Below are 25,182 nucleotides of genomic sequence, written 5' to 3'. Positions count from 1 at the left end.
GCTCGCTGTTCTCCTGCGAAGGCAAGAGAACAGAGCAACAAGCGTCCCATACGTAACCCTGGGCTCCTGCCTGCGCAGGAGCACGTTGCGGTGTTACCAGCCCATCCCCGTCAGCAACGGAGAAGCGCCACGCTCGGCCTCGTTCGCATTCGCGCGGAACAGCCCGAACAATTCGCGTCCCATCCCGTCGATCTCGGTCGGCATCGTGACCGGCGTCCGCGCCGCCCATTCCGCCGGATCGACCCGCGCGAACAGTTCGCCGGTTTCCGCATCGACCCGGATCACGTCGCCATCGCGGACCCGCGCCAGCGGACCGTCACCCAGCGCCTCGGGCGAGATATGGATCGCGCACGGCACCTTGCCGCTCGCCCCCGACATCCGCCCGTCGGTGACAAGCGCGACGCGGAACCCGCGGTTCTGCAACACGCCGAGCGGCGGAGTGAGCTTGTGCAGCTCGGGCATGCCGTTCGCGCGCGGCCCCTGGAAGCGCACGACGACGACGACGTCACGGTCGAGTTCGCCCGCCTGGAACGCCGCCTGGACCGATGCCTGGTCATGGAACACGCGCGCCGGTGCCTCGATCGTCCAGCGATCGCGCTCCACCGCCGAAACCTTGATGCACGCGCGACCGAGGTTGCCGGTCAGGATCCGAAACCCGCCCTCGGGCGCGAACGGCGCGGAGGGGGTGCGCAGGATCGTCTCGTCGCCGCTCGGGCCGGAATCGACCCAGTCGAGATGATCGCCCTCGAGCACCGGCTTGCGCCCATACGCTTCGAGCGAGTCGCCCGCCACGGTCATGAGGTCGCCGTGAAGCATTCCCGCAGCGATCAATTCGCGGATCACGAACGGCATCCCGCCCGCCGCCTCGAACCCGTTCACGTCGGCAGAACCGTTCGGATAGACTCGCGCGATCAGCGGGATCGCCTTGGACAAGCGGTCGAAGTCCTCCCAGTCGATGACGATCCCCGCACACGCCGCGATCGCGGGCAGATGCAGCAGATGGTTGGTCGAGCCTCCGGTGGCGAGCAACCCGATCGCCGCGTTGACGATCGCCTTCTCATCGACGCACAGCCCAAGCGGACGATAGGAGTCGCCATGCCAGCCGTTCGCCGCGAGACGGTGGACCGCACCGCGCGTCAGTTCCTGCCGCAGCTTGGTGCCTGGATTGATGAAGGCCGCCCCCGGCATGTGGAGCCCCATCATCTCCATCATCATCTGGTTGGAGTTGGCGGTGCCATAGAAGGTGCAGGTGCCCTTGGAATGATACGCGCCGATCTCGGCCTCGAGCAGCGCGTCGCGCCCGACCTTGCCTTCGGCGAATGCCTCGCGGACCGCTGCCTTCTCCTTGTTGGGCAGCCCCGAGGGCATCGGCCCCGCGGGGATCAGCACCATCGGCAGATGCCCGAAGCGGAGCGCCCCCATCAGCAGCCCGGGCACGATCTTGTCGCAGATCCCGAGCAGCGCCGCGCCCTCGAACATCCCGTGGCTGAGCGCGATCGCGGTCGACAGCGCAATCGTGTCGCGGCTGAACAGCGACAGCTCCATGCCGGGATAGCCCTGCGTCACGCCATCGCACATCGCGGGGACACCGCCCGCGACCTGCGCGGTCGCCCCGGCCTCGCGCGCCCAGACCTTCATCTGCTCTGGATAGCGATAGTAAGGCGCATGGGCCGACAGCATGTCGTTATACGACGTGACGATCCCGATGTTCATCGCCTTGCCGCCGGTCAGCGCGGGGCGATCCTCCTCGGTTCCGGCATAGGCGTGCGCGGCGTTCGCGCAGCCCATCGCGGGACGCTCGATATGCGTGTCGCGGGCGCGCCCGATCAGCTTGAGGTACGCGTCGCGCGTCGGCCTTGACCGCGTGATGACGCGGTCGGTTACGGCGGCAATTTCAGGATGAAGGGTCACGACAATCTTCCCGGGGAGGGGTTGGAGATCATTCGGCGGCCCAATGAATATCTACCGGTAATTCCGCATCCGCAAGCACCCGTCCGATCGGGTAGGATGACGACGGGCCCTGCTTGATCGCCTGTTCGATCACCTTCTTCTTGGCATCGCCCGTCACCGCGATGATCAGCGCGCGCGCCGAGACGATCGCGGCGCGGCTGAGCGTGACGCGCGCGACCGGTGCTTCCTTGGGGAGCGGATCGGGCGTCACGCCGAGCGCGCGGCGCTCGACCGGGCCGGACAATGCCTCGTCGAAGTCGGGACCGGGGAAGATCGACGCAGTGTGGCCATCAGCCCCCACACCGAGCAGGCACAGGTCGAGCGGCCAGTGCAGGTCCTGCATCAGCGCATCCGCCGAACGGCCGGCAGCCTTGTAGTCCGCGGTCGCGTTGGGAACGATCGGCATCACGCGCGCGCCCTTGGGCAGGAACGTCTTGGCGATCATCGTGACGTTCGACAGCGCGTCGCCCAGCGGCACCACGCGCTCGTCGGTCGGCACGATCGTCACGCGCTTCCAGTCGATCTTCGCCTTGGCGAGCCGTTCGTAGATCGGCACCGGGGTCTTGCCCCCCGCCAGCGCGATCACCGCCGCGCCGCGTGCGTCGATCGCCGCGTCGATGATGAAGCCGATGTCGCCCGCGACGGCATCCGCCATCTCGTCGGCGCTCTCATAATCCCACCATTCGATTTCGTGTTCGTCGCTCATGTCTCTTCTCTCTTTTTCTCCCTCTCCCCGCTTGCGGGGAGAGGGTCGGGGAGAGGGGCGGTCAGAAACGCAGGTCCGCGTATCAGCCCTCTCCCGTCCTCACTCAACTCGGACACCCTCTCCCGCAGGCGGGAGAGGGAGAAATCAATCGTCCTGCCAGGTCACGCCATCGCGCTCGGTCAGCGCGACCGCAGCACTCGGTCCCCAGCTCCCCGAAGGATAGCTCTTGGGCTTCATGTCGTTCGCGACCCAGCCTTCGCGGATCGCGTCGATCCACGTCCATTGCGCCTCGACCTCGTCGCGCCGAACGAACAGCGTCTGGTCGCCCTCGATCAGATCGAGCAGCAACCGCTCATAGGCGATGCGCCGGCGCGTGCCCGCGAATTCCGAATCGAGGCTGAGGTTTAGCGGCACCTCGCGCAAACGGATCCCGTCGCGGTCGAGCCCCGGCTCCTTCGCCATCACGAGCAACTGGATATATTCCTCGGGCTGCAGGCGGATGATCAGCACGTTGGGCTGGAGCAAGCCGCCACGGTTCGAGAACATCGAGTGCGGCACCGGCTTGAACTGGATCGCGATCTCGCTCCGCCGCGTCGGCATGCGCTTGCCGGTGCGCAAATAGAAGGGCACGCCCTGCCAGCGCCAGTTGTCGACATGCGCCTTGATCGCGACGAAGGTCTCGGTGGTGGAGGCCTTGCCGAGCTCGTCGGCATAACCCTTGACGATCTCGCCGCCGCTCGCGCCCGCGGCATATTGCCCCGTGACGGTATCGCGCGGCGCTTCCTCGGGCTTGATCGTGCGGAGCGAGCGGAAGACCTTGGCCTTCTCGTCGCGGATCGCATTTCCGTCGAAGCGGGCAGGGGGCTCCATCGCAACGAGTGCGAGCAACTGGAGCATGTGGTTGGCGACCATGTCGCGCAGCGCGCCCGCGCCGTCATAGTAAGCGGCGCGTTCTTCCAGCCCGACCGTTTCCGAGATGGTAATCTGGATATTGTCGATCCCGCGCGCATTCCACACCGGCTCGAAGAACGAGTTGCCGAAGCGCAGCGCGAGGATGTTCTGGACGGTTTCCTTGCCGAGATAATGATCGATCCGGAAGGTCCGCTCCTCGGAGAAGGCAGTCGCGACGGTGTCGTTGATCTCACGGCTCGACGCGAGGTCGTAGCCGAGCGGCTTCTCGAGCCCGATCCGGACGGTTTCGCCCGCCAGACCCGCGGATTCAAGCCCGCGGATCACCGCCTCGAACAGCGACGGCGCAGTCGAGAGGAAGATCGCGAGCCCACCCGAGACGTCGCCCACCTTGTTGCCGAGCTGTTTGTAATGATCGAGGTCGGTCGCATCGAGCGGCTGGTAGCCGACCCGCTCGAGGAAGCTCGCCATCGCCTTCTCGTCCATCCGGTCCTTCGGGACGAATTTCTCGAGCGCGGTCTTGGCGAACGCCTGGTAGCTCGCATCGTCATGTTCCGACCGCGCGGTGCCGGTGATCGTCAGCCCCTCGGGCAACAGTCCATCGGCATGAAGCCCATAGAGCGATGGCAGCAGCATGCGCTGCGCCAGATCGCCAGTGGCGCCGAACAACAGGAGTTTACCGACAGGCGTGCGAGCTGGCATGCGACTTTAACCTCCTGGGGGGGAAGGGTCACCTAAGCGGCCAGACCCGCGCCGCCAAGATGAAACCGGAAAACATTTGGGGGCTGGACGTATTAGCGGATCAGTCCGGCGAGCGGATCGAACCCGGCCATGACGTTCAAATTCTGTACCGCGGCGCCGGCAGCGCCCTTGCCGAGATTGTCGAGCGTTGCGATCAGGCGGACCTGACCCGCTTCGGCGTTTCCGCATACCCGCAAGGTGAGCCGATCGGTACCGGCATCATCCTCGATCTGTACGGTCGCAGCATCGTCGTCGGCGACGCGGATCAGGCTGTCGTTGCCATAGGCCTCGCGCAGCGCGGCTTCGCACGCCTGCAGGGACGGGCGACGTTTGAACATCGCCAGCGGCAGCGGGACTTCGACGATCATGCCGCGATAGGTATTGGCAACCGACGGCATGAAGATCGGCGGGTGTTCCAACCGCGCATGTTTCTGCATCTCGGGCACATGTTTGTGCGCAAGTCCCAAGGCATAGGCTCGGGCCGCCGGGGGCGGGTTGGGGCCCTCATATTCCGCGATCATCGCCTTGCCCCCGCCCGAATAGCCCGACACCGCATTGACGGTGATCGGCCAGTCGACGGGCACCAGTCCCGCGCGTACCAATGGCCGTACCAGCGCCAGAAAGCCGGTCGGGTAACAACCGGGGTTGGTCACGCGCTTCGATTCGGCGATCAGCGCGGCCTGGCTGCGCTCGAGCTCGGGGAAACCGTAGCTCCAGCCGTCGGCGGTACGATGCGCGGTCGACGCATCGATAATGCGGGTATGGTCGTTGTCGATCAGTGCAACCGCCTCGCGCGCGGCGTCGTCCGGCAGACACAGAATGACGAAATCGCTGTCGTTGAGCGCGGCACGCCGAGCGGCAGGATCCTTTCGGACGGCGTCATCGAGCGTGACGAGCGCAACGTCCGCACGGTCGGCGAGCCGATCGCGAATTTCCAGCCCGGTCGTCCCGGCGGCCCCGTCGATGAAGACGCTGACGGTCATGACGTCGGCCACGAAAGCGCACGAGTATCGACATACCCAACCAGGTTGACCGAAGGTGCGCTCCCCCATGCACGCCCCGCGACGAACTCGAGGACCTCGAACGGGGCACCTTCCGGCAGATCCGCGATCACCGCCGAATCGGTTTCCGGCTTTTCGCGCAGCTCTGTGGCCGTGACGACCACGCGCAACACCGCGGCGGCATAGTGTGGCGCAAACACTCGGTCGGCAAGCCGGATGTCGGCAAGATCGCGGCGCACAGCATATTGCCGCGGATCCAGCGCAACCGACTGGCCGAGCAACGAAAAACTCTTACGCGGTAGCGCGGCGGGCAACGGGTTGCGGCGTGCCCCCGCCGATGAACTGGCCGAAATCTTCAAGAAACCCTGCCCCTTCGGAGGTACGTGCGACGAAGATATTACGCTTGTCGTTATCGTCGCGTTGACGGCGCAGATAGCCCAGGGTGCCAAGCCTGTTCAAGGCGCGTGTCACGACGGGTTTCGATACGTTGAGCATGGCCGCCAGCCCGCGCACCGTATGCGGCCCGGGTTTGAGATAGACGACCAGCAGCAGGGCCATTTGCCGGTTCGTCAGATCGGGCTCGCCCGACCGAACATAGTCGACAAGCGCCTGCATCCATTCGCTCAGGGAGGTATCGGTTTGAACTGCCACGGCAAAATACCCGCAAATTACTCGGCAACCCCCGACGATCGGGGATATTCCTGAACAACTTAACGCCTTTGCCCCCCGCTAGGTTTCAGTTCGATGGCGAAATGTAGCGCAATCCCGCCCCGCCATCGCGGCCCGTTCGGCCCCAAAGCGCGCAACTCTATGGTCGCCACACCGGGCTTCGGTACCGGCGCGGTTGATCAGACCGAAGACCTCGCCTATGTGCCCCGCAACGCAGCCGTCGACCGCCGCTCAAGGATCAACCCGCAACATGTTTCTGTTCCAGTTCCTCCTCGTCGTCCACTTCTGCGTCGCTGCGGCGCTGGTCTCGGTGATTCTCGTGCAGAAGTCCGAAGGTGGCGGTCTTGGCATGGGCGGATCGCCGTCGGGGCTGATGTCGGCCCGCGGCGCGGCGGATTTCCTGACGCGCGCCACCTCGACGCTGGGGGCGGTGTTCATCGCGCTCAGCATCCTGCTCGCGGTGCTGGCCGCACAGAACCGCGTCGCCAAGGTCGATCCGACGCTGGCGCGCGGCGCGGCAACGGCGCCTGCGCCGGTTGCACCGCCGGTCCAGACCGATCCGAACAATCCGTTCGCCAGCGGCGCGCGCAGCGCGATCGAGCCGACCGGCAACACGGCGGCTCCCGCCAACGGCGCGGCCCCGACCGCACCGTAAGCCGCGGACCGGCCAAGCGGCCGGCTTCGTACTTTCCTGAAACTTTCCCGGAGTCGCGCGCTTGTCGCGCCACCCCGGATGACGCTAGGCCTTTGCTCCCATGGCGCGGTTCATCTTTATCACCGGCGGCGTGGTCTCCTCGCTCGGCAAGGGTCTCATGGCAGCGAGCCTCGCGGCACTGCTCCAGGCCCGTGGCTATCGCGTGCGGATCCGCAAGTTCGATCCTTATCTCAACGTCGATCCGGGCACGATGTCGCCCTATCAGCATGGCGAAGTCTATGTGACCGACGACGGCGCAGAGACCGACCTCGATCTCGGCCATTACGAACGCTTCACCGGCGTGCCCTCGCGGCAGAGCGACAACGTCACCTCGGGCCGGATCTATCAGCAGATCATCGCACGCGAACGACGCGGCGATTATCTCGGCGCGACCGTGCAGGTCATCCCGCACGTCACCGACGCGATCAAGGATTTCGCGCAGGCCGAGATCGACGATCTCGACTTCGTCTTGTGCGAGATCGGCGGGACGGTCGGCGACATCGAGTCGCTCCCGTTCATCGAGGCGATCCGCCAGCTCCGCAACGATCTCGGGCGCGGCAATTCGGTCAGCATCCACGTCACGCTGGTGCCGTACATCGCTGCCGCAGGCGAGCTGAAGACCAAGCCGACGCAGCATTCGGTCCGCGAACTCGCCGCACTCGGCGTCCAGCCCGACGTGCTGGTGTGCCGCTGCGAGCAACCGCTTCCGGAAAGCGACCGCGCCAAGATCGCGCTGTTCTGCAACGTGCCGAAGTCCGCGGTCATCCCCGCGCTCGACGCCAAGAGCATCTACGCGGTCCCGGTCCAATATCACAACGAAGGCCTCGACGACGCGGTGCTCAACGCGTTCGGCATTCTACCCGGCAGCTCCCCCGACCTTTCGCGCTGGACCAACATCATGGACCGGCTGACCAACCCCGAGGGCGAGGTCACGATCGGCGTCGTCGGCAAATATGTCGGCCTGCAGGATGCGTACAAGTCGCTCAACGAAGCGCTCGTCCACGGTGGGATCGCCAACAAGGTCAAGGTCAACGTCGAGTGGATCGACGCCGAGCTGTTCGAGGCGGACGATGCCGACATCGCCGCGCGGCTCGAGCCGATGCACGCGATCCTCGTTCCCGGCGCGTTCGGCGAGCGGGGCGCGGAAGGCAAGATCGCCAGCGTCCGCTTCGCGCGTGAACGCGACATTCCGTATTTCGGCATCTGCTTCGGGATGCAGATGGCATGCGTCGAAGGCGCGCGCGATCTAGCGGGGATCACGGCCGCGAGCTCGACCGAGTTCGGCCCGACCGAGGAACCCGTGGTCGGCATGATCACCGAATGGATGAGCACCGGCGGGCTCGAAAAGCGCGAAGCCGGTGGCGATCTTGGCGGGACGATGCGTCTCGGTGCGTATCCGGCGAAGCTCGACGGCAATTCGGTCGTCTCGACGATCTACGGCGACAGCGACATTTCGGAGCGGCATCGGCATCGCTACGAGGTGAATACAGCGTACCGCGAGCGGCTGGAACAAGGTGGCCTCGTGTTCAGCGGGATGTCGCCCGACGGGATGCTGCCCGAGATCGTCGAGCGGCCGGACCATCCATGGTTCGTCGGTGTCCAGTTCCATCCCGAGCTCAAGAGCAAGCCGTTCGATCCGCATCCGCTGTTCGCGAGCTTCATCGCGGCGGCGGTACGGCAGTCGCGGCTGGTGTGACGGTCGTCGTCCTGCGGTGGCAGCGCTACTGCGGGACACGGACTTTGCTGGGAAGCGAACCGCTCTCTACTACCCTCCCCGGCGAAGGCCGGGGCCCAGTAGCGCAGGTTGCGAAAACGAAGCGCAGTCGCTCGCTTTCTTCCGTATCACTACTGGGCCCCGGCCTTCGCTGGGGAGGTGTTACGGCATGATGTAAGGAACGAGAAAGGGCGCCCGGACCAAGCCCGGACGCCCCAACTTATGCTCGAACGCCAGCCGTCAAGCAGCCTGCGCCGAGTCCTTCTTGTCCTCGACCGCAACCAGCGGTGCGCCGGTCTTGATCGCGATCGTCTTGGGCTTCATCGCCTCGGGCACTTCGCGGACGAGATCCACGACGAGCAGCCCGTCGTTTAGCCGGGCATCCTCGACCCGCACGAAATCGGCGAGTTCGAAACGCCGCTCGAAGCTGCGGTTGGCGATGCCGAGATGGAGGAAGGATGCGGCAGCGGCGTCCTTGTCATCCTTGCGCCCTTTCACCTGCAACAGGTTCTGCTGCGCGGTGATCTCGATGTCGTCGCGGCCGAAGCCGGCGACAGCAATCGTGATGCGATAGCGATCGGTATCGAGCCGCTCAAGGTTGAAGGGGGGATAATTGTCCGCGCTCGCCTGACGCGCATTGGCCTCGAGCATGTCGAACAGCCGGTCGAAGCCGACGGTCGAGCGGCGGAAGGGGGTAAGATCGAATTGACGCATGATGAGCTCCTAAAAAAGCGAGATACATCGTTGGTGTGCAAGCCCGGTCCACGCAGGTGCGACCCGGCCCGGTGCGGCCCGTGAGTGGCACCGCACAGCAGAAATCTGGGGCGTTCCATCGCCGGTTCAAGAGGTGCCTTGCGCAATTTCGGCATGGCTAAAGCCGGACTATCGGACCGCAAAGAACAATCCGGCGTGATAATCCCCCCAGTTGATAGGCATTGTACCGGCGACTCGGCATCACCGGGCGTAAAGGGGACGTACATGCTTGCTCACCTGCCGCTTATCCTGCTCGCTCAGACAGCGGTCGAACCGCAGGTTCCGCCCGCCGTCTCACCCGCGCCGACCGACCAGAGCGAAGGTCGCCTCGGAACCGCGCAACAGGGCGGGGGCGACATCGTCGTCACCGCGCGCCGACGGGTCGAGACGATCCAGTCGGTCCCGATCGCGATCTCGGTGATCGGCGGCACCGCGCTCGCGGAAACGGGGACCTACAACGTCAACCGGCTGACCCAGCTGCAACCCAGCCTGCAATTCTACTCGACCAACCCGCGCAATTCCGCCGCGAACATCCGCGGGCTCGGCGCGCCGTTCGGGCTGACCAACGACGGGATCGAGCAGGGCGTCGGCATCTACGTCGATCAGGTCTATTACAGCCGGATCGCATCGGCGACGTTCGACTTCACGGATACCGAGCGGATCGAGGTGCTGCGCGGTCCACAGGGCACGCTCTACGGCAAGAACACGACCGCCGGCGCAATCAACATCTCGACCCGCAAGCCCAGCTTCACGCCCGAAGCGCGGGTCGAGGTGACCGGCGGCAATTACGATTTCTTCCAGGGCAAGGCGTCGGTCTCGGGGCCGCTGATCGACGACAAGCTCGCGATCCGGCTGTCGACATCGATCACGACGCGGCGGGGCACGATCTATAACACGCGCCTCAACGACTATCAGAACAGCCAGGACAACAAGAGCTTTCGCGGCCAGTTGCTGTGGAAACCGACCGATACGCTCGACCTGACATTGTACGGGGATTACAATGCGCAAGACCCCAAATGTTGCGTGCAATATTACGTTCGGACCGGCGCGACACAGCGGCCGGTCGCGCGGCAATATGCCGCGTTGGCGGCGGCGTTCGGCTATGCCGCGCCCTCGACCAACGCGTTCGACCGCGTGACCGATCTGGATGCGGTGCCGCGCGCGAAACAGAAGATCGGCGGGACGTCGCTCGTCGGCAATCTCGATCTGGGCGGCGCGACGCTGACATCGGTGAGCGCCTATCGCTTCTGGGACTGGGTCCCGAACAGCGACCGCGATTTCACCGGACTGCCGATCACCACCGTATCGGCGAACACGTCGCAGCAATATCAGCTGAGCCAGGAACTGCGGGTCGCTTCGAACGGCACCCATAAGATCGATTACCTCGCCGGACTGTTCTATTTCTACCAGGCCGTCGACGTGGAGGGGCTGCAGGTGCAGGGATCGGCCGCAAGCCGCTATCTGCTCACCGGCGCCAACGCCAGCAACCCGGCGGTCCTCAACGGGCTCACCTCGACGTTGCGCAGCCATCTCGGCAACACCAGCGCGGCGTTGTTCGGCAAGCTCACCTGGCATGTCAGCGACCGCTTCTCGATCGCGCCGGGCGCGCGGCTCAATTATGACAAGAAGGACGCGCAATATGATGCGGTGGTGACGACCGGGGCAGGGACCGTGATCCGCTGCACCCCGGCGCCGACCGCCGCGGTGCTCCGCGACCAGTGCACGACGCTGCCGCCGCAAAGCTATCCCGCACATCTCAGCAAGTGGAACCTGTCGGGCGACGTTACCGCCGCCTGGACGATCTCACGCGATCTGCATGCGTATGCGACCTATGCGCGCAGCTACAAATCGGGCGGCGTCAACCTGTCGGGCCTGCCGCTCGATGCGGCGAACCAGCCGCTCTATTCGGCGTCGACGGTCAAGCCCGAGGCGGTCAATCATTACGAGCTCGGGCTCAAGACGCAGTTCCTCGACCGCCGCGCGACCGTGAACCTGGCGGCCTTCTGGACCGATATCTTCGATTACCAGGCGAGCGTGAACAACGGGCAATTGGGCGTGCTGCGCGGTTATCTCGCCAATGCGGGGCATGTGCGGACTCGCGGGATAGAGATCGACTCCGCCTTCCGCCCGACCGCGCGGTTCAACGTCTATGCCAATGGCGCGTACACCGACGCCAAATATGCGCGCTTCGTCGACGCGCCGTGCCCGCCCGAACTGTCGGGCGGCACGACCGCGACGGCGGGCCAGGTGCCAAGCGCGCCGGGCACCCCGGGGGGGATCGGCCCGGCGAGCTGCAACATCTCGGGGCAGGTATTGCCGGGCGTCTCGAAATGGGCGTTCAGCTATGGCGCCGAATATGACGTGCCGACGCAGATCGGTCGCGTATCGGGCCAATTCTACCTCGGCTACGACGGCAGCTACCGGTCGCGCTTCTCGTCCAATCCCTCGGCTTCGGCCTATACCAACATCGATGGCTATGCGCTCAGCAACTTCCGCCTGGGGTTCAAGGCGAAGGATGACTTCAACGTCTTCGGCTGGGTTCGCAACGCGTTCGACCAAAATTACTATGAGGTGTTGACGACGCAGTCGGGCAACACCGGGCTGGTCATCGGGCAACCGGGCGACCCGCGGACTTACGGGGTGACGGTGAGCAAGTCGTTCTGAGGTTTTTCGGGGGGCCTCAGGCGGGAGCTGGTCTCTGCGAGGCTCGGCCCCACCCCAACCCCTCCCCTGAAGGGGAGGGGCTTTCTCGGGCGAACGCTTCTCTCTAGCCCCTCCTTTTCAGGGGAGGGGTTGGGGTGGGGAAGTCCAGCAGAGCGACCCCGCCGAAGCGCAAAACCGAAGAAGAGAGAAGCGCCGGTCGGCAAAGCCGCCGTCGGCCGGGTCGCTCCGCGCCCGCCGTCCGGTTCGGGCGATCCGCTGCGCGGATCAGCGCGCGGGGCGCGCTTTCGCCCGAACAAGCAAACGCCCGGGCCGTTTCCGACCCGGGCGCCTGCGTGACGATCGCTCGTCAGCCCCCAAATAGCCTTCGCAGCCAGCCCTTTTGGGCGGCGCTGAAAGCATCCCCGAACCACGGCCGTTGCCTGTGTGTCAGTGACAAAAGCGTTAGGTTTGTTGCCGGGGCTTGTCACCGGGAATGTGGCCGCGCCGTACCGATTGCGGCGGCGCTGTGGCGATTGCGCAACACGTCGCAACAGTTGCCAGTGACGCACCCGCCGCCTAGAGCGACCGGATCAGCACCCCTATGGGCGGGCAGACCGAACCCTATGATCCTATCCCGATACGAACGCATGATCGCCCGGCGCTATTTGTTGCCGGGCAAGGGCGAGGCGTTCATCTTCCTCGTCGCCGGGATCAGCCTGGTCGCGGTAATGCTCGGCGTCGCCGCGCTCGTCATCGTGATGAGCGTGATGAACGGCTTCCGCGCCGAGCTGTTCGACAAGATCGTCGGCTTGAACGGTCATGCGGTGGTGCAGGGCTATGGCGGCCAGATCCCCGACTGGCGCCGGATCGTCGGGCAGGCGGAAACCACCCCCGGCGTGACGAGCGCGATCCCGCTGATCGAACAGCCGCTGATGACGACCTATAATGGCCGGGTCGAAGGCGTGCTGCTGCGCGGGATGCGCGTGTCCGACATCCGTTCGAACAAGACGATCGGCAGCAAGGTCGTGATGGGGTCGCTGAGCAGCCTGACCCCGGGCAGCGGGACGGTCGCGATCGGCTCGGGGCTGGCGGATGCGCTCGGCGCGGTGGTCGGCAGCCAGATCCAGCTGATCAGCCCGCAGGGGCAATCGACCCCGTTCGGCACCGTGCCGCGGATCGTCAACTATACCGTCGGCGCGGTGTTCACGATCGGCGTGTACGATTTCGACAAGGCCTATGTCATCATGCCGATGCAGGATGCGCAGACGTTGCTGATGATGGGGGATTCGGTCGGCATGGTCGAGTTGCAGACGACCGACCCCGACCGCGTCGGGCAGATCCTCGCGCCGCTGGTCGACAAGATCGGGCGGACCGGGACGATCCAGGACTGGCGCCAGATGAACGCGCAATTGTTCGAGGCCTTGGGCGTCGAGCGGGTCGCGATGTTCACGGTGCTGTCGATCATCATCCTCGTCGCCGTCTTCAACATCCTGTCCTCGCTGATCATGCTGGTCCGCGCCAAGACCCGCGACATCGCGATCCTGCGGACGATGGGGGCGAGCAGGGGGGCGATGATCCGCATCTTCATGGTCGTCGGCACGACGATCGGCGCGCTCGGCGTGGTCGCGGGGCTGCTGCTCGGCTTCGTCTTCCTGTGGTTCCGGCAGGATGTCGTCAACGCGGTGCAATGGGCGACGGGGCAGAACCTGTGGGATCCCTCGGTCCGGTTCCTGAGCGAACTCCCGTCCAAGACCGATCCGGTCGAAGTCACCGTCATCGCCCTCATGGCGCTCGTGTTCAGCTTCCTCGCCACGCTCTACCCCGCGCTCAAGGCGGCGAGCACTGACCCCGTCCAGGTGCTCCGCTATGAATGAACCGGTATTGGTCGTCACCGGCCTGTCGCGCAGCTTCGCACAGGGCGGCGAGACGATCGAAGTGCTCCGCAGCGTCGACCTCACCGTCGGCGCGGGCGAGATCGTCGCTTTGCTCGGCCCCTCGGGCTCGGGCAAGTCGACGATGCTCCAGGCGGTCGGGCTGCTCGAGGGCGGGTTCGGCGGGTCGATCCGGATCGCGGGCGAGGAAGCCGCACGCCTCAACGCCGACGGGCGGACGCGGGTGCGGCGCGACCAACTGGGCTTCGTCTATCAGTTCCACCATCTCCTCCCCGATTTCAATGCGACCGAGAATGTCGTCCTCCCCCAGATGATCCAGGACCGCCCCCGCGCCGAGGCGGACGAACGCGCCGCGGCGCTGCTCACCGCGCTCGGGCTCGGGCATCGCCTGACGCATCGCCCCAACCAGCTTTCGGGCGGCGAGCAGCAGCGCGTCGCGGTCGCGCGCGCGCTCGCCAACCGGCCCGCCTTGGTGCTCGCGGACGAACCGACCGGCAACCTCGACGAGGGCACCGCCGACATCGTGCTCGCGGAGTTCCTCCGGCTGGTGCGGGAAGAAGGCTCGGCGGCGCTGGTCGCCACGCACAACGAACGGATCGCGGCCAAGATGGACCGCGTCGTCCGGCTCCACGAAGGACGGCTTGCATGACAGCCTGGACCGACCCGCCGACGCTGGTTGGCCAGCATGTCATCCTCCGCCCGACGGTGCCTGAGGACCAGGACGGCATCGTCGCGGCGGCGGCGGACGGGAAGCTCAGCGAACTGTTCTTCACCAACGTCTCGACGCTGACCGACCCGGCGGCGTTCATGGCGGCGCTGTTCCGGGAACGCGATTACGGGCGCGCGATGCCGTTTACGGTGTGTGTGCCCGCCGCAGAGCCCACACCCCCGCCGTTCGCCCTGAGCGAAGTCGAAGGGTCAGGCACAGCGCAGGGGCTTCGACTGCGCTCAGCCCGAACGGAAGTTGGGGCCGGGTCGGAGATCGGGATCGCAACGGACACAGAACCCGCACCCACCCCCCCTCCGTTCGCCCTAAGCGAAGTCGAAGGGCCAGGCACAGCGCAACGGCTTCGACTGCGCTCAGCCCGAACGGAAGTTGGGGCAGGGTCCGAGACCGGGATCGCGACGCCCACCGAACCCGCACCCACACCCCCTCCGTTCGCCCTGAGCGAAGTCGAAGGGCCGGGCACAGCGCAGGGGCTTCGACTGCGCTCAGCCCGAACGGAGGGTGGGCAAGCCCCCCGCATCGTCGGCCTCACCCGCTACATGCGGATGAACGCCGCGCACCGCCGGCTGGAGATCGGCGGCACCTTCTACGCGCACTCGGTCCAGCGCAGCGGGGTCAATACCGAGGCGAAGCTGCTCCTGCTCAAACACGCGTTCGAGGTGCTGGACTGCAACGCGGTCCAGATCCGCACCGACTGGTTCAACAAGGCCTCGCAAAAGGCGATCGAGCGGCTCGGCGCGAAGCGCGACGGGGTGCTGCGCAATCACCAGTTGATGGATGGCCGGATCCGCGATCTCGTGGTCTATTCGATCATCGCGAGCGAATGGGCGGGGGTCGAGCGCAACCTGCGCTTCCTGCTGGCCCGCAACGAGGGAAAGACGGCATGAACGCGATCACCGACCACATCGTGACGGGCGCGGACGGCAAGCCGGTCGATCTGTCGGCCTATGCCGGCAAGGTGCTGCTGATCGTCAACACCGCGTCCAAATGCGGCTTCACCCCGCAATATGCCGGGCTGGAGGCGTTGCAGCGCCGCTTCGCCGACAAGGGCTTCGCGGTGCTCGGCTTCCCGTGCAACCAGTTCGGCGCGCAGGAACCCGGCGACGCCGAGGAGATCCGGAACTTCTGCTCGCTGACCTATGACGTCACCTTCCCGATGTTCGCCAAGGTCGACGTCAACGGCGCGGATGCCGACCCGTTGTTCACCGCGCTCAAGAAGCAGGCGCCGGGGTTCCTCGGCACCGGGGGGATCAAGTGGAACTTTACCAAGTTCCTGGTGGATCGCGGCGGGCAGGTGGTGGAGCGGTATGCGCCGACGACCAAGCCTGAGGCGATCGAGGCGGATATTGCCAGGCTTTTATAAAACTACTTAATAGTAGATAGGACTGTTTACCTCCTTATGTCTTGCTCGTTTCGCGATTTACCGCAGACTTATATGTCCCAAAAGGTTTATCAGAACTCGTTTCATCCCAAAAAGGGCCGATATGTACCATAAGCTCCATGATCATCGCGTCGATTGCCTGTCAGTAATGGCAGAGATGAGGATGGACGAGTACATCGCGTTGGTAGATGCGGTTTACAAAAATACTGGAGGTATCGAGGGGCAAAGAGGTCCTCTTAAAACAAAAACAAGCATTACGATACGAAACCGGCTTGTTGCGGACATCCGCGACGGCGCGGTCATGCCACCAGTAGTGTTGGGCGTTTTGTTAAACCAAAATAGATACCTCGATGCCGAGTCGTCGAAAGACTTAATTTCTTTTATGGATGTCGTCAAAGATCATCAAGATGATGGCATTTCAATTATTGATGGAATGCAACGCACAACCGCTATGCTTGATGCAATCAGAGCGGACACCGGCATTTCGGCATTGCCTATCAGGGTTGAATTCTGGGTTTCTACTAAGCTAAATAGTCTCATATACAGAATGCTCGTTCTAAATACTGGGCAGGTGCCATGGGAAATCGGTCGACAGCTCGAAACTATCTATAGCCAGTTTCTCGTAAAAATCAGAAGTGAGTTAGGTTCTGATGTAGAAGTGTTCTTGCTGGAGGCCCAAAGACGTCGTGTACAAGCTGGTCAATATCAAAGCAAAAACATCGTAGAGCTTCTACTTCTATTTTCATCTCGTCGAACCGAGTTGGATATAAAAGATAAAGTTGCTGAAGACTTTACCCGTCTTGATGCAATTGAAACTACGGCCCATTCGGAGTTTCTGGACTACTTTATTGAAACATTGAGACAAATGTCGGCTCTCGATCGACAGTTTGCTAGACTGACGGTAGCTCAATCTCCGAACATGCGCTTCAGGATTGGAAAGGACGTTTTCTCCAGCTTTCCAGCGATGGCCGGCTTTTGTGCGGCGGTAGCGATCGAAGTTTTTGACGAGCCGGGCTTCAACATCGATTGGGCCGCCTCAAAAGAAAAAATGGACGCCATGGTTCAGGCCGTTCGACATCTGGAACATAAACTTGCGGCCATGGACGAAGGGCAATTAGCCCAATTCCTGCAATTGCAGCTCGTTGAAGAACGTCTTACCCAAAGAAGCGGGCAAGTTGGCCGTTTTGAACGAGAGTTTTTTCGGAAAGCGTTCACGACAATGTTCCGAAACTCTAATCGTCTTGAAAATATGGTCCCGTGTTGGATGGCTTAAAATGCCTCATTTCAGTGATTACATGGAATCTGTGTTTTTTGATCTTTTAAAGGCTGCCGGCAGAGCCGACTTGTCCGAGAAAATAAAAACTGCTGATTTGCCCGAAGAGAGAAAGATCGAACAATTCTCAAAACTGAAAAACTTGAGAGCATACAAAAATGGGGCAATGAAACTTGTTAATAATTGCTTTGTTGCTCGCTATGAAGAAGGCGAAACGGCCTATCTCTGCATCCAGACGGACCTGGTTGGTTCTGACGCTGAGGAGTCGGCATCATATTTGCTCGCGGAGTATGGCGCAATTCCAGCGATACTTGACGAAAGCACCTTTTTATTCATAGCTCATGAGTTTAGAGGATTTTACGTTCTGAAGCCGCAGTATTTTGAAGTCCGACAAGCGAAAGAAATCATCGATATCGCAGACGATGAACTTTACGTAGGGCATGACATCGGCGAATTAATATCAGCATTTAAAGATATAAAGATTTTTGCGGTTGATAAAAACAGCGTTTTAGCAACTGCGGATATTTGGTTTTTGGCGGCTACTTTAGCGTCGGCACACACAAAGTTCCGATCCGAGTTACTTGGGAATATCATATCAAACAAGATTGCAGCCTTGCTGCAATTGGGAAACGTAAACCCCGAGAATATTTACTACGCTCTTACGTCAATGCATTGGAAGCACTGCTTCCTTGAGCTTTATAAATGTTTAGAGTCTTTGCACTTTTTGCCGTGGATACTTCGTCTTAAAGAATCTACCGGTCTTGCGGATGACGGTTATACGCTCTCCAAAAAGGTGTCATCAAGCCTACTCTGGAGGGGAAAAGAGGGGCAATCCACCGAATTGCTCTTTGCAATGCTTCAAGATGATACGGCTTTGAAAGACGAAGTATTCGATACTGAAGCCTTCAAGGATCTAAAAGGCGTTAAATTTGATAAGGCCACAGTCGGGCGGCGCATATATAAGATCAGAAACTTTTTGGTCCACCAAGAAGACTACGAGGATGATGCCCCTATCGGGATCACAGAAAGATGCTGGCCTGCCATAGTTTGTTTCCTTGTGGATGTTATAAGCGAACTTTACAAAAAGAACGCGTACGACGTTAACTTCAGATATTTACTCAGCCCGACGGCAGGACAAGCTTCGACTTAAACGCTACAAAATTCCCCCCGTGCCCGGTTTCCAGAATCGCCCCCACGGCGCATAAGCCCCCCATGTCTCATGCTGGCTTCGTGCCCCTCCGTATCTTCTCGTCCTACACCATGCTCGACGGCGCGATCGAGCCAAAGGCGATCGCCAAGCACGCGCAGCAGCTTGGTTTTCCCGCCGCCGCGCTGACCGATCGCAACGGGCTCTACGCCGCGATGGCCTTCTCCGACGCGGCGATGGCCGCGGGCGTCCAGCCGGTGATCGGGACGATGCTCGGGCTCTGCCGCCCCGACATGCCCGAGACCGCGACCCCGGTGATCGACTGGATCGCGCTCTATGCGCAGGACAAGACGGGCTATGACAATCTGTGCAAGCTCGTCTCGCGCGCGCATCTCGATCGCCCGCTCGAACTCGCCGCGCATGTCGATTTCGACGCGCTGGCGGCGTGTTCGGACGGGCTGATCGCGCTCACCGCGGGGCGCGAGGGCGGGCTCGCGCGGCTGTTCGCGGAGGACCAGCCGGACCGCGCGTTCGCCTATGCCGACCGGTTGCAGGCGCTGTTCCCCGACCGCCTCTATATCGAGCTCACCCGCCGCCAGTGCGAGATCGAGGGCAAGGCCGAGCCGCTGCTGCTCGACCTCGCCTATGACCGGAACCTGCCGCTGGTCGCGACCAACCCGTGCTGTTTCGCGGAGCAGGATTTCAGCGAGGCGCATGACGCTTTGCTGTGCATCGCCAACTCGACCTATATCGCGAGCGACGACCGCCCGCGCAGCTCGCCCGATGCGTGGATGAAGCCCGCCAAGGAGATGAAGGCGCTGTTCGCCGATCTCCCCGAGGCGATCGACAACACCATGATCGTCGCGCAGCGTTGCGGCGTGGCGGCGCCCAAGCGCAAGCCGATCCTGCCGAGCCTGGCGGGCGACCGCGAGGCGGAAGCCGAGAAGCTGCGCGTGGATGCGCGCGCGGGGCTGGAGCGGCGGCTGGACCGGATCGCGGCGTTGGGGTTGCTGTCGGGGAGTGCCGCGCGCATTCCCGCGGCTTCCCCTTCCTCCTCTTCTGGTCCCCCCCCCGGCGAAGGCCGGGGCCCAGGAGAGGAACAGAAGATCGGTGAGGACGGCGCTCCGACGACTTCTGCGCCACAACTGGGCCCCGGCCTACGCCGGGGAAGCGAAGAAGGCGGAAGCGAAGAAGGTGAGGGCGTCGCAACCCCAACCGACTGGCGCACCCCCTACCGCGAACGCCTCGAATTCGAGCTCGACGTCATCATCCAGATGGGCTTCCCCGGCTACTTCCTGATCGTCGCGGACTTCATCAAATGGGCGAAGGATCACGATATCCCCGTCGGCCCGGGCCGTGGTTCGGGCGCGGGTTCGGTCGTCGCCTGGGCGCTGACGATCACCGATCTCGATCCGATGAAGCTGGGGTTGCTGTTCGAACGCTTCCTCAACCCGGAACGCGTGTCGATGCCCGATTTCGACATCGATTTCTGCGAAACCCGCCGCGGTGAAGTGATCCGCTACGTCCAGCAGAAATACGGTCGCGATCAGGTGGCGCAGATCATCACCTTCGGGAAACTGAAGGCGCGCGCGGTGTTGAAGGACACCGGGCGCGTGCTCCAGATGGGCTATGGCCAGATCGACCGGCTGGCGAAGCTCGTCCCCAATCTCCCCGCCGACCCGTGGACCTTGAAGCGCGCGATCGACGGCGTGTCCGAGCTTCACAGCGAGTATAAGCAGGACGGCAACGTCCGCCACCTGCTCGACCTCGCGATGAAGCTCGAGGGGCTGCCGCGCCACAGCTCGACTCACGCGGCGGGCGTGGTGATCGGCGACCGCCCGCTCGCCGAGCTGGTGCCTTTGTACCGCGATCCGCGCTCGGACATGCCGGTCACGCAGTTCGACATGAAATATGTCGAGGGCGCCGGGCTGGTGAAGTTCGACTTCCTCGGGCTGAAGACGCTTTCGGTGCTCAAGAAGGCGATCGACCTGCTCGCGCAGCGCGGGGTCGTGCTCGATCTCGATGCGCTCGAATGGGACGACGAGGGCGTCTACAAATTACTGCAGAAAGGCGACACGGTCGGCGTCTTCCAGCTCGAATCGGAGGGGATGCGGCGCACGCTGTCCGCCGTTCGCCCGTCGAATTTCGGCGACATCATCGCGCTCGTCTCGCTGTATCGCCCGGGCCCGATGGACAACATCCCGATGTTCGGCAAGCGCAAGAACGGGTTGGAGCCGATCGTCTATCCGCACGCGCTGCTCGAGGGGATCCTGTCGGAGACCTACGGGATTTTCGTGTACCAGGAACAGGTTATGCAGGCCGCGCAGATCCTCGCGGGCTATTCGCTGGGGCAAGCGGATCTGTTGCGCCGCGCGATGGGCAAGAAGGTCAAGGCCGAGATGGACGCGCAGCGTGCCGGGTTCGTCGAGGGCTGCAAGACGATCAACGGGATCGAGAAGGCAAAAGCCAACGAACTGTTCGACTTGATCGACAAGTTCGCAGGCTACGGCTTCAACAAGTCGCACGCAGCGGCCTATGCGCTGCTGTCGTACCAGACGGCATGGCTCAAGGCGCATCATCCGCACGAATTCTACGCCGCTTCAATGTGTTTCGACATGACGCTCACGGACAAACTGAGCATTTTCGTGGACGACATGCGGCGGTTGGACGTCGCGCTTTTGCCGCCAGACATCAACCGCAGCGAAGCCGAGTTCACGGTCGAGGATACCGGCGACGGGCTGGGCGTCCGCTACGCCTTGGCCGCGCTGAAATCGGTCGGCGAAGGCGCGATGGAGAAGCTCGTCCAGGAGCGCGACGCGAACGGCAAGTTCACCTCGATCGACGATCTCGCGCGCCGCGTGGATCCTCGCCTGATGAACAAGCGCCAGGTCGAGACGCTCGCCTCGGCGGGTGCGTTCGACTGCCTCGACGCGAACCGCGCTGGGCTATACGCTTGTTCCGAAACGATATTAGCCACCGCCGCGCGCATCCACGACCAGAAGACCAGCGGGCAGGGCGGCCTCTTCGGCACCGCCGACGCCGCCGAGCCCCCGATCAAGCTCCCCCGCTCGGCGCACTGGTCGGTCGCGCAGCGGATGGACCAGGAGAAGGACGCGTTCGGCTTCTACCTCTCCGCCCACCCGGTCGACCGCCACGGCCACCTCGCCAAGATGCACGGCGCCCGCAGCTTCGCCGCGCTGGGCGAGCTCTCGATCCCCGACGACGGGACGCGCGCAGGTGCAACGATGGCCGCTTTAGTGGAGGATGCGCGCTGGCGCACCTCGGCGCGCGGCAAGCGCTATTTGATGGCGACCTGTTCCGATCCCTCGGGCCAGTTCATCGCGACCTGCTTCGACGACGGCGTCGCCGCCGACCTCGAGGAAGCCGCGCGCAACAACGGCTGCGGGCTGCTGACGGTCGAGCTCGACCGCCGCCCGGGCGAGGAAACGCCGCGCGTCTCGATCAAGCGGATCCAGCCGTTCGAGCAACTCGCCAACAACGCCCGCTTCGCACTCGAGCTGAGCGTGGCAAGCCCCGCCGGCATGGCCGCACTCGCGGCCCTCCTCCAGGACGTTCGCGGTGCCCGCGGCGAGGTGTGGGCAAAGGTCCCGGTTGCAGGCGGCGGTACGGCGCGGGTCCTGCTCGGGCGCGACTTTTTGCTCGACGGGGAGCTTGCCGAGCGGATCGAAGGCTTGCAGGATGTCAGCGACGTGGAGCTCAAGACCGCCGAAGCGCGGCTGGCTCTGGTGGGGTGAGTGCTGCCCCATCTCGATGATGGGAGAGACGATGCTCGGCGGAATGCAGGATTTCGAATTGCGCGTCCCGCGCCTGATCGACCACGCCGCGCGCGAGCACGGCGGGCGCGAGGTCGTCACCTATTGGGCGGACGGCAGCGAGACGCGAACCGACTGGTCAGGCATCGCAATCGACGCACGCAAACTTGCGCAGGCGCTTGAGAAAATGGGTATCAAGCCTGGTGATCGCGTCGCGACGCTGGCGATGAACCATGCGCACCATCTGGTCGCGTGGTACGGCGTGATCGGGATGGGCGGCGTGGTGCACACGATCAACCCGCGGCTGTTCGACGAGCAACTCGTCTTCATCGCCAACCATGCCGAGGATCGCGTGCTGTTCTACGACCGGCAGTTCCAGCCGATCGTCGACCGTCTGAAGGCGCAATGGCCGTCGATCGAACAGTATGTCTGCGTGGACGACGGCGCGTTCGAAGCGCTGATCGCGGCGGAGGACGGTGCATACCAATGGGTCGAAGGGCCCGAACGCGACCCTTGCATGCTCTGCTACACCAGCGGGACGACCGGCAACCCGAAGGGCGTGCTGTACGAGCATCGCTCGACCGTGATCCACGCGATGGCGGAGGTCGCGCCCTGGGTGTTCGACCTGTCCTCCGCGGCGGTCGTCCTGCCAGTCGTGCCGATGTTCCATGCCGCATCCTGGGGCCTGCCGTTCGCGGCGGCGCTGGCGGGGGCGAAGGTGGTCTATTCGGCGGTCAACGAGCCGAAGGTGCTCTGCCGACTGATGAACGACGAGAAGGTGACGCATTCCGCCGGGGTGCCGACGGTATGGCTCGCGATGTTCCAATATATGGACGCGAGCGGCGAGGCGCCGCGACACCTGCGCCAGGTCACGATCGGTGGCTCGGCCGCGCCGCGCGCGATGATCGACCGGATCATGGGGATGGGCGCGACGGTCAAGCATCTGTGGGGCATGACCGAGACCTCGCCGATCGGGACCGCAGGCTGTTACCCGCCGCATTGGGACACGATGAGCCGCGACGCGCAGCTCGACCATGCCTGCAAGCAGGGCCAGATCCCGTTCGGGATCGAGCTGCGGATCGTCGACGACGACGATGCGGTGCTGCCACGCGATGGCGTCAGTTCGGGGCGGCTGCAGGTGCGCGGGCCGTGGGTGGTCAAGCGCTACTTCAAGGCGGACGCCGATGCGGTCGATGCCGACCAGTGGTTCGATACCGGGGACGTCGCCGTGCTCCATCCCGACGGGACGATGCAGATCACCGATCGCGCGAAGGACGTCATCAAGTCGGGCGGCGAATGGATCTCGTCGGTCGACCTGGAGAATGCCGCGGTCGGGTGCCCGGGGGTGGCCGAAGCGGCGGCGATCGGCATCTATCACCCCAAATGGGACGAGCGCCCGTTGCTGCTGGTGGTCCGCAAGGCGGGCAGTACGGTCACTGCGGAGGCGATCGCCGCGCATCTGGCCGCGCATGTCGCCAAATGGTGGCTGCCGGATGAGATCCTGTTCGTCGAATCGCTGCCCCATACCGCCACGGGGAAGCTGCTCAAGACCGCGTTGCGCGCGGCGTATCGGGATCATGTGCTCGCGGCATGAGGACCACGACGTCCAGCATCGGTCCCTCCGAACCGGGTCAGCCCTTCGGTCGCTCGATCGCCCAGGCCGCTTCGAGGGCGGCCTTGGTCGCGGCGGGCGTCCTCAACCGCAGCGCCTCGGTCTTCAGCTCGCGACCGAACAGCAGGCGGCCCTTGGTGGCCCATACGATGTCGTAGATGCCGCTGACCGTGCGCGGCGCATCGTCGTTCCAATAGTGCACCGTCAACAGCACGGGCAGCTTGCCCGCCTTGCGATCTTCCCCGCCGTCGGTCGCCGCAAGCAGGGCGCGTTCGTACCAGCTGCGACTGATCGTCTGGGTCGGCGACGTCTGCGCGGGGATCCCGAGCGCGGCCGGGAAGACCACGGCGACATCGCCCAGGGAATGCCGGTCGTCGCGCTCGATCAGGATGTCGCCATTGCGCGCGACGCTGGCTTTGACGACATAGCGGGCGTGTTCACGGCTTTCCGTGACTGACTGCGTCTGTTTTTCCGCCTGTTCGCTGCGATGGTCTGACCAGGTCAGCCACAGTCCGAGCCCCGCAATCGCGACGCCCGCCACGCTGACGATCTCCGCCAGCGAAACCCAGCGGCGTCGGATGGCGGCGGCTTCGGCCTTTTCGGCCGGCGTGGCGACGGGGTCCGATGGCGGCGGCAGGTCGGTCACCGGCCACCCGCCTCCAGCAGCCGCTGTGGCGCCGCCAGTTCCCAGCTGATCGCGATCCGGTCGCCGACGCGGTCCCAATCGACGGTGTCTCCGGCGAGCCGCAGCGCGATCCAGCCCGACGGCCCAAGATAGGCCGGCTTGAAATAACAGGCGGGGTCGAGATCGATCAGCTGCGCCTGCTCGTCGTCGCCCGTGGTCTTCACGATCACCACGGTCTCGCCGTCGTCGTGATGATTATGCCAGAAATAGGCGAAGAACTTTCCATCGGCGACAAGAAAGCCGGGGGCACCGTGCGATGCGCGTTCGGCCGTTTCCGGCAACGCCAGGCATAGGGACCGGATGCGGTCGAGCAGGGGAGCGGGATCTGGACTCATCGTGCGACGAACTCTGCCAAAATGCGGGGGTAAAGGCGATGCTCGGCCTCGAGCACGCGCGCGGCAAGCGTTTCCGCCGTATCGCCCGGGACGATCGCGACCTCGGACTGGCCGAGGACTTCGCCGCCATCCAGTTCCTCCGTCACGATATGGACCGAGCAACCGCCGACCGGATCGCCCGCGGCGATCGCGCGAGCATGGGTGTCGAGACCCTTGTATTTGGGGAGCAGCGAGGGGTGGATGTTGAGGATGCCGCCCCGCCATGCCGCCACGAACGTGTCCGAAACCAGCCGCATGTACCCGGCCAGCGAGATCGTCTCGACCTGCGCATCGCGCAGCGCCGTCTGAAGCGCGGCTTCGTATGCGGGCTTGCCGATGCCCTTGGGCGAAAGGCTCCAGGTGGCGATGCCCTGGTCCATCGCCCAGGCAAGGCCCGGTGCCGCGGGTTTGTCGGATGCGACGAGGACGACCTCATAGGGGCAGGCGGGGTCGCGGGATGCCTCGACCAGCGCGGTCATGTTCGACCCACGACCCGATAGCAGGATGCCGACCCTGACCTTTCGCGGCGCCATCTAGG

Annotated in this window: 21 protein-coding genes; 11 read left to right on the top strand and 10 right to left on the bottom strand. The window is 63.9% G+C overall.

Annotated elements, in window-relative coordinates:
* Positions 1-93: 93 nt before the first annotated feature.
* The 6 genes from edd to L8G49_RS15195 form a co-directional block, all read right to left on the bottom strand.
* Positions 94-1,911: a phosphogluconate dehydratase gene (edd, locus tag L8G49_RS15220; protein WP_242186608.1), complete on the bottom strand. Its 1,818-nt coding sequence runs from the start codon at positions 1,909-1,911 to the stop codon at positions 94-96.
* A gap of 28 nt (positions 1,912-1,939) precedes the next feature.
* A complete protein-coding gene (gene pgl, locus L8G49_RS15215) occupies positions 1,940-2,656 on the bottom strand; it encodes a 6-phosphogluconolactonase (protein WP_242186607.1) in 717 nt (238 codons plus the stop codon).
* 144 nt (positions 2,657-2,800) lie between these two features.
* Positions 2,801-4,267 carry a glucose-6-phosphate dehydrogenase gene (zwf, locus tag L8G49_RS15210; protein ID WP_242138991.1) on the bottom strand — a complete coding sequence of 489 codons (1,467 nt, stop codon included), beginning with the start codon at positions 4,265-4,267 and terminating at the stop codon, positions 2,801-2,803.
* Between the two features lie 92 nt (positions 4,268-4,359).
* The gene (gene argC / locus L8G49_RS15205; protein ID WP_242186606.1) at positions 4,360-5,289 is read right to left on the bottom strand and encodes an N-acetyl-gamma-glutamyl-phosphate reductase; all 930 of its coding nucleotides are present in this window, start codon (positions 5,287-5,289) and stop codon (positions 4,360-4,362) included.
* Positions 5,286-5,588, bottom strand: coding sequence for an SH3 domain-containing protein (locus L8G49_RS15200; protein WP_242138993.1), 303 nt, complete (start codon positions 5,586-5,588; stop codon positions 5,286-5,288). The genes argC and L8G49_RS15200 overlap by 4 nt, the downstream gene beginning before the upstream one ends.
* 10 nt (positions 5,589-5,598) lie before the next feature.
* The gene (locus L8G49_RS15195) at positions 5,599-5,922 is read right to left on the bottom strand and encodes a MarR family transcriptional regulator (RefSeq protein WP_242139266.1); all 324 of its coding nucleotides are present in this window, start codon (positions 5,920-5,922) and stop codon (positions 5,599-5,601) included.
* Positions 5,923-6,226: 304 nt separating this feature from the next.
* Between L8G49_RS15195 and secG the strand changes: the two genes are divergently transcribed.
* The gene (gene secG, locus L8G49_RS15190; RefSeq protein WP_242138994.1) at positions 6,227-6,631 is read left to right on the top strand and encodes a preprotein translocase subunit SecG; all 405 of its coding nucleotides are present in this window, start codon (positions 6,227-6,229) and stop codon (positions 6,629-6,631) included.
* A gap of 100 nt (positions 6,632-6,731) precedes the next feature.
* Positions 6,732-8,366 (top strand): CTP synthase, encoded by a 1,635-nt coding sequence (locus L8G49_RS15185; protein ID WP_242186605.1) that lies wholly within the window; start codon positions 6,732-6,734, stop codon positions 8,364-8,366.
* A gap of 258 nt (positions 8,367-8,624) precedes the next feature.
* On the opposite strand, the gene L8G49_RS15180 is transcribed toward L8G49_RS15185, so the two are convergent.
* Complete coding sequence (locus L8G49_RS15180; protein ID WP_242138996.1) at positions 8,625-9,098, bottom strand: Hsp20 family protein; 474 nt, start codon at positions 9,096-9,098, stop codon at positions 8,625-8,627.
* Between the two features lie 264 nt (positions 9,099-9,362).
* Between L8G49_RS15180 and L8G49_RS15175 the strand changes: the two genes are divergently transcribed.
* The 9 genes from L8G49_RS15175 to L8G49_RS15135 all read left to right on the top strand — a co-directional run bounded on the left by L8G49_RS15175 (position 9,363) and on the right by L8G49_RS15135 (position 23,567).
* Positions 9,363-11,801 (top strand): TonB-dependent receptor, encoded by a 2,439-nt coding sequence (locus L8G49_RS15175; protein WP_242186604.1) that lies wholly within the window; start codon positions 9,363-9,365, stop codon positions 11,799-11,801.
* A gap of 602 nt (positions 11,802-12,403) precedes the next feature.
* Positions 12,404-13,654 (top strand): lipoprotein-releasing ABC transporter permease subunit, encoded by a 1,251-nt coding sequence (locus L8G49_RS15170; RefSeq protein WP_242138998.1) that lies wholly within the window; start codon positions 12,404-12,406, stop codon positions 13,652-13,654.
* Positions 13,647-14,321: an ABC transporter ATP-binding protein gene (locus L8G49_RS15165; RefSeq protein ID WP_242186603.1), complete on the top strand. Its 675-nt coding sequence runs from the start codon at positions 13,647-13,649 to the stop codon at positions 14,319-14,321. The genes L8G49_RS15170 and L8G49_RS15165 overlap by 8 nt, the downstream gene beginning before the upstream one ends.
* Positions 14,318-15,286 carry a GNAT family protein gene (locus L8G49_RS15160; protein WP_242186602.1) on the top strand — a complete coding sequence of 323 codons (969 nt, stop codon included), beginning with the start codon at positions 14,318-14,320 and terminating at the stop codon, positions 15,284-15,286. The genes L8G49_RS15165 and L8G49_RS15160 overlap by 4 nt, the downstream gene beginning before the upstream one ends.
* Complete coding sequence (locus L8G49_RS15155; protein WP_242186601.1) at positions 15,283-15,762, top strand: glutathione peroxidase; 480 nt, start codon at positions 15,283-15,285, stop codon at positions 15,760-15,762. Before L8G49_RS15160 ends, L8G49_RS15155 begins: the two co-directional genes overlap by 4 nt.
* A 181-nt stretch (positions 15,763-15,943) precedes the next feature.
* Positions 15,944-17,053 carry a hypothetical protein gene (locus L8G49_RS15150; RefSeq protein WP_242186599.1) on the top strand — a complete coding sequence of 370 codons (1,110 nt, stop codon included), beginning with the start codon at positions 15,944-15,946 and terminating at the stop codon, positions 17,051-17,053.
* Positions 17,054-17,075: 22 nt separating this feature from the next.
* Positions 17,076-18,203, top strand: coding sequence for a hypothetical protein (locus L8G49_RS15145; protein ID WP_242186598.1), 1,128 nt, complete (start codon positions 17,076-17,078; stop codon positions 18,201-18,203).
* Positions 18,204-18,265: 62 nt separating this feature from the next.
* Positions 18,266-21,955, top strand: coding sequence for a DNA polymerase III subunit alpha (gene dnaE / locus L8G49_RS15140; RefSeq protein ID WP_242186597.1), 3,690 nt, complete (start codon positions 18,266-18,268; stop codon positions 21,953-21,955).
* Between the two features lie 19 nt (positions 21,956-21,974).
* Entirely contained in the window at positions 21,975-23,567 is a 1,593-nt protein-coding gene (locus L8G49_RS15135; protein WP_242186648.1) for a long-chain fatty acid--CoA ligase, read from the top strand.
* Positions 23,568-23,604: 37 nt separating this feature from the next.
* Here the strand turns inward: L8G49_RS15135 and L8G49_RS15130 are convergent, their stop codons facing one another.
* From L8G49_RS15130 to purN, 3 genes are read right to left on the bottom strand one after another with little or no spacing between them, the layout of a single operon-like run.
* Positions 23,605-24,231, bottom strand: a complete 627-nt coding sequence (locus L8G49_RS15130; protein ID WP_242186596.1) for a hypothetical protein — start codon at positions 24,229-24,231, stop codon at positions 23,605-23,607.
* Positions 24,228-24,605 (bottom strand): MmcQ/YjbR family DNA-binding protein, encoded by a 378-nt coding sequence (locus L8G49_RS15125; RefSeq protein WP_242186595.1) that lies wholly within the window; start codon positions 24,603-24,605, stop codon positions 24,228-24,230. The genes L8G49_RS15130 and L8G49_RS15125 overlap by 4 nt, the downstream gene beginning before the upstream one ends.
* A complete protein-coding gene (purN, locus tag L8G49_RS15120; protein ID WP_242186594.1) occupies positions 24,602-25,177 on the bottom strand; it encodes a phosphoribosylglycinamide formyltransferase in 576 nt (191 codons plus the stop codon). The genes L8G49_RS15125 and purN overlap by 4 nt, the downstream gene beginning before the upstream one ends.
* Positions 25,178-25,182 lie beyond the last annotated feature (5 nt).

The organism is Sphingomonas sp. CARO-RG-8B-R24-01 (assembly GCF_022662295.1).
GTDB lineage: Bacteria > Pseudomonadota > Alphaproteobacteria > Sphingomonadales > Sphingomonadaceae > Sphingomonas.
This window is presented reverse-complemented; position numbering and strand designations above follow the sequence as displayed.